Source organism: Sodaliphilus sp., assembly GCF_045598405.1.
Lineage (GTDB): Bacteria > Bacteroidota > Bacteroidia > Bacteroidales > Muribaculaceae > Sodaliphilus > Sodaliphilus limicaballi.
On sequence record NZ_JAZLLZ010000161.1, the window covers coordinates 1 to 5,187 of the forward strand.

4 protein-coding genes are annotated in these 5,187 nt (G+C 46.3%); all 4 read right to left on the reverse strand.

Going from position 1 to position 5,187, the window contains the following annotated elements:
* Nucleotides 1–164: 164 nt before the first annotated feature.
* The 4 genes from ACKI3C_RS11275 to ACKI3C_RS11290 are packed head-to-tail and all read right to left on the reverse strand — an operon-like array spanning nt 165 to nt 5,039.
* Nucleotides 165–1,529 carry an RAMP superfamily CRISPR-associated protein gene (locus ACKI3C_RS11275; RefSeq protein ID WP_407405087.1) on the reverse strand — a complete coding sequence of 455 codons (1,365 nt, stop codon included), beginning with the start codon at nt 1,527–1,529 and terminating at the stop codon, nt 165–167.
* A 5-nt stretch (nt 1,530–1,534) separates the two neighbouring features.
* Nucleotides 1,535–2,941 (reverse strand): hypothetical protein, encoded by a 1,407-nt coding sequence (locus tag ACKI3C_RS11280; RefSeq protein ID WP_407405089.1) that lies wholly within the window; start codon nt 2,939–2,941, stop codon nt 1,535–1,537.
* Nucleotides 2,938–3,519 carry an RAMP superfamily CRISPR-associated protein gene (locus ACKI3C_RS11285; RefSeq protein WP_407405091.1) on the reverse strand — a complete coding sequence of 194 codons (582 nt, stop codon included), beginning with the start codon at nt 3,517–3,519 and terminating at the stop codon, nt 2,938–2,940. Before ACKI3C_RS11285 ends, ACKI3C_RS11280 begins: the two co-directional genes overlap by 4 nt.
* 17 nt (nt 3,520–3,536) lie before the next feature.
* Nucleotides 3,537–5,039 (reverse strand): Cas10/Cmr2 second palm domain-containing protein, encoded by a 1,503-nt coding sequence (locus ACKI3C_RS11290; protein WP_407405093.1) that lies wholly within the window; start codon nt 5,037–5,039, stop codon nt 3,537–3,539.
* Between the last annotated feature and the right edge of the window lie 148 nt (nt 5,040–5,187).

Consider the following 5,187-nt stretch of genomic DNA (forward strand, 5'->3'; position numbering starts at 1 on the left):
TTATGAGTGTTTTTATTCGTTTGCTTTTAATTTTGCAACTGATTAGCGGATAGAATCGGCTGATTTGGCACGTTTGGATGTAAAACACTAGCAATTATGCCTATTTGTATAGGGGACAAAATACGGGATTCTTTATTCTATTGTTGTTACTTTTTCAGCTTTCATCATTGAATCTCCTTTCCATTAAGGGTTAATTTTCCTGTAAACATGCCGTTACCTCGGTTCACGCCACCGCCCAGCGGCAGCATGCTGTTGCACACATCGTGCAAGGCATTTTCAAGAGCATCTCTAGCGTCGTCACTCGCTTCACCTTCGAGTTCAATTTTCATTACAAGCGGAGTGTTATTGCCATAGGTTGCCAGCTCTGAGAACAACGCACCGTCGATAGCGCCGCCGGTAAAGCGGTCAATGCTCACGTGGTTTATGAGTTTGTCGGTAAACTCTTTGGTGAGCACCACGTCTGAGAACAAGAGTCTTCCTCTTGAGTTGACATCGGCTTCACCTTCGTGTCCGAACAATTCTCTTACTGCCTTGTTATCGCTCGGCTTATACTTGTCTATACTGCCTTCTATCTTGTCGGCAAAGAATCCTTTATTCTTGTTGTAGTGATATGCTACACGGTGACGTATAGCTCCCTTGACCGATGTCGCAGGGATGAGGTGATACTCTCCTGAAACATGTCCTTTGCCATCTTTCCATTTGATTTCGCTGGCCATGACTGGTGCCATGTCGGCATCCTGCTCAAGGTCGCTAAGCCCTGATCCGAAGAGGAAGAAATCGCGGGGGGTAAGGTGGAGTTCATATATGTCATTTTTCTTAGCCTCAGTTTTAGGGCCAATTGGAGAAAAGTCCTCCCACCATGCTTTGTTGCTCAGGCATGATGTTTTCTCTAAGTATTTAGCCAGTTGGTTAGTATCACCCAGACAAAGAGTAGCAATGCGAACATCGACAACATTCATTTTTCCATATCCGTTGCGAGTACCACCTCCCAAACGTAATCCACCAGAAGTCATGAATCCAAGGATTTGTTCTGCAGTGTTGTTTTTACCGTCATGCATTACTTCCACTTCGAAACAGAAACGGCTTCCTGCGGGCACTATTTGGTTGTCAAATTTTGCACGTTTTTCAGCCACGCCCCGATGGCCCATTTTCACGTGTTGCCTGACGGGAAGATTCTCATAGGCTTTGAGTACTTCGTCGTCGTATTCAACAGTCAGCAGTCCGTCCATCACGTCGCTATCAGAGTTGAGAACTTTTGCCTCGCTGAAAATGATTTCAGAGCCATGGCCATTGTTTTTTTTGCCCTGATAGCCCCATAGGTCGCTATTCTCGTTTTGTGCGACCATAGCATGACGCAGCACACCGGCGATGCTGGTGCCTGGAATGTATGGAAAACCGTTTACGTCGAGGGCTACGAGCGAGTCTGTTACGATGTCTTTAGCGCCTGTCCCCAGCGCTAATGGCCCTTCGGCTTCAATAACGACCCTCATGAGGGTGCGGTGGGTATATTTAGAATTGTATTTTTCCATAACCATTACTTGTTTTGTGTCCATTTTGCCATTTCGGCAGCTAGATTGATTAATGCCAGGCGTTTTGTCGGTTCGTCAGAAAAAATGTTGACGAAGGATTCTAGTTGCCTGATTCGTCCACGTTTGTTCCATTTTTCTTTTGCCACTCCATGCTTGAGATAACCTGTACTTTCCTTGAAAAGCACATCAGAGATGTTACCGTTCCTATGGTTTGAAGCTAGTTTCCTGATCTCACCCCATTGAGATGGTGTGATGTTGCCATAGATGCTCTTGTCAAAACTTTGGACTTCAACATAGATCTTGCTGTCACGCTCGTTGATTTCTTTTTGCTTGGTTAAGTAATTCAATAATGGTGTGGAGAGCGAAGTCCTGGGAATCTTCTTTGTGATGGTATCCTCGGCAAATGGTACCGTTGCTCCAGTTTCAGCTTCTCCGTTCAAGAAACATGGATTGTAGATAACCCGGCCAAGTCCCTCATTGTTGTAGCAACCCACATATTTTGTTGTGTTGGGGCAAGTATTTGCTTCATCAATTACGAACACGCTACCTTTCTCGATGCAGCAGCGGTCAGTATCAAAGCACTGGCGCTTGAAGTTCCATGGAGCGTATTGAAAAGTGCGCACCTGTGACTTTTCCCAGTTGATTGTTCCGCCAGTCACCCCAAGCTGTTCAGGCGAGGGACGGAATGTGGGCATGCCGTATTCGTCAAAGAACACCAGCCTTGAGTCGGCATAAACGGTTACTGTACCGGAGCCAGAGTTTGACGCAATTTGTTTGAATTCAAGATGTTTAATCTCTATGAGACCATACTGCGCAGTGCGTGAGCGTCCAACGCGCTTTTTACCTTCAAGGGTGTTGATGATAATAGTTTCTAGACTATCGTCTTCAATCTCTACCTCAAAATACATTTCGGCACCCTTGCACAGTGATTCATAGCCAAACATCTGTGCGTCCTGCGACATGCGTTTCTCGTGGTCGCGAGCGCTCTTGATTGCAAAAATGGTGTCAGCCTTTACTTGAACAGGATTCTCAATGCAGAAGTCGAGATAGCCTGCACGGCATTGCTTGAGCTGCAATGGCTTGTAGGACTTGAGGTTATCATTGCTGATGAGGTGATGGATATACAGTGCTTCTGTGGCTTTCTTCAGCTTGGGATAGAACATGGAAGCGGGCACCTTACATGTACGGTTGTTATTGTGCGCTAGATGGGCGTCGCCCCATCGCACTTTGCCCGAGTGAAACAAAGTGTGGGTTTCCTCAGCATTAAGTTCGTTATAGAGTTTGCTTGCTGCAATGCCCAGGAAGCAGCTGCCGGGGATGAAGTCAAGGGTATTGTTATTGCCTTCCGAAGCCGACTTTTGGTTAAGTATCACGTCGGAGAGTAGTTTTGCTTTAAATTGCAGCGTTTTCATTTGTCACCTCCTTTCTTGGTGCTAATGGTGCAGCGACCCAGTCCGCGGGTGCGTCCGCTACCCAGTTGTTTTATAAATTTCATTGCTTGTTCCAGTTCGCTAACCATGCCTTCAGGTACATCAATGATTTCCCCTACTAGAGTGCAAGGCACTGTCACTTCCATGGTGCGCAGGCTATGGTCCTGTGCGACGCCATTACTGCCTATTGCAGTGCTGGCAACCATCTTGTAGAGGTGTTGCTGCAGGTTGTGTGACTTGATTGCATCAGCTTCTTCTTGGACTAGTGTTGCATTACCAAAGAAAGTTTCACTCTTATTGGCTTCAATATTGCCGTTTGTGTTGTTCTCGGTTGGTTGTAACCCGAAAGTTTTTTTATAAAGCTCGTCGCACTCGGGCTTCTCTTGTAGAAAGCGTAGTTCGTTGACGGCATCGCGCAGCAATCCCTTGATGGTTTTACCTGGAATGAAAGGCAGTTGGTCAAGGTCTTTTATCACCAGGGCGTCGGCTTGTGCTCCAGCTGCAAGACCACTGCCACAGTGCCAGTAGCTGTGCAAGGTAATTTGATATTGTATATTCATATTGTGCACTCCTTTTCTTATTTAGTTTTTTGGTATATTATTGTGTGAAGCGCCAGCAAGTCGTAAGCAGGTATTACTTCATCTTCTCCTTGTTTGCTCCAAGTCGTTACCTCATCAATAAATGATCTTAATGGTGAGCCATTCTTGTATAAACTTTTAAAGCGATTGAGTTTTTGTTCAGCAATATTCTGGTCACCGTGAAGCAAACCCATCCAGTTGCGTAGCCCGCTCTTAACGGCATTACCTTCTTCTCCGTTAAGTTTATTGACATTGTCATTGAGCACTTCTATGGTCCATCGCCCGTCCTTAGAATTGATGTAGTATGGGCCGAACGCAAAAGTTTTGTGCATGCATGGCGTGAGTTCACGCTTAACGATCTCATCATAGTTTTCCACGAAGCTGTCTTGCACTTTGTGGAACATTATGCAAGATTGCGGCAATTCCTTAGTGGTGTCAATTCCTGCCTTTGCATCTTTTTTCGCTCTAGTGCATAATGCCTCGGCAAGATTGTAGGCGTAATAGAACGGGTAGCTTGACTTAACATAGGCAATACCTGCGCATGCTGTGAGGCGGTCGCGCACATTGCCCTCGGTAAACACGTTTTTGATGTACTCGCTCAAATGCTTGGCAGTCTCCTGCTCAAAGTGAGTGATGAATTCGGCTACATAGTCAAGTGCCAGGTCACCGCGACATATCACTGTGAAATCATCGCCGCCCAGCACGATGGGGCGGATGGGAATCTTTTCCCATGAATACTTTTTCTTGATATTCTCAAAGGCTGCGACTGCGGCTGCTTTAGTTGCCTTGTCGAGTTTTTGGGAGAAGTCTTTGAATCTTGTCATTTCGTGCCCCACTTTTTGCACTATCTGACCTAGTCCATTGCCATCGGCATGGATAACAGCTACCCAGTCGTTCTTTGTGGTCATGTCCTCTGGATCTATGGCCACATCGGCATAATTGAGGTCATCAATGTTAAATGCAACCTTTGGCAACTTGAGGACATTGCGTTTTTTGCCTTCTTGATGAAACTGCTTAGCGTAGGTGGCGGCATCCAGGTGCTCGTCTCCTGCAATGTGGGTAACTGGTTTGCCTGTGGTGTGGCTGCGCTCTATGCCCATCATTCCCCATGTTGTGCTTGCCATGGGGCGGTTGCGCTGGGTGCGTAGCGCATTCTCGAGTTCGTCAACTTTAGTTGCGAAGTCATCGCCTTCGTTGATTTCTACTACAGCTTGGCTCAAAGTGATGCCTGGGGCATACTCTGCAACCAGCTTGGGGAACATCAGCACAACCTCTTCGCATTTTTCTTTGCTTGCGAAACGATACTTAACGTTTCCGGCTGCATTGATGATAGCTCTATTATCGTTGTCTAGGTTCCCGCAGCCTATCAACTCCTTGAATTTTTCGGTGCAGATGTTTTCAACCAGTTCGCTGGCACCGGCAATGTCTTTCAACTTGTTAGTCTGAAAGATGAATTGCTGAATGCCTTGAACTGCGGCACCATATAGATATTCTTTAGCCATATATAAAAACCTCAAATCCGCAGTATAAAATTTGTTAACGTTTTTGCACGCGTTAGAGGGGCATCGCCTGGCCGGATCGGTGGCAACGTGCTAAGTTCTGTGTGTTTTTGTCACGAGCGGGCACACTGCCCCTTTCCCCAATCCTTTC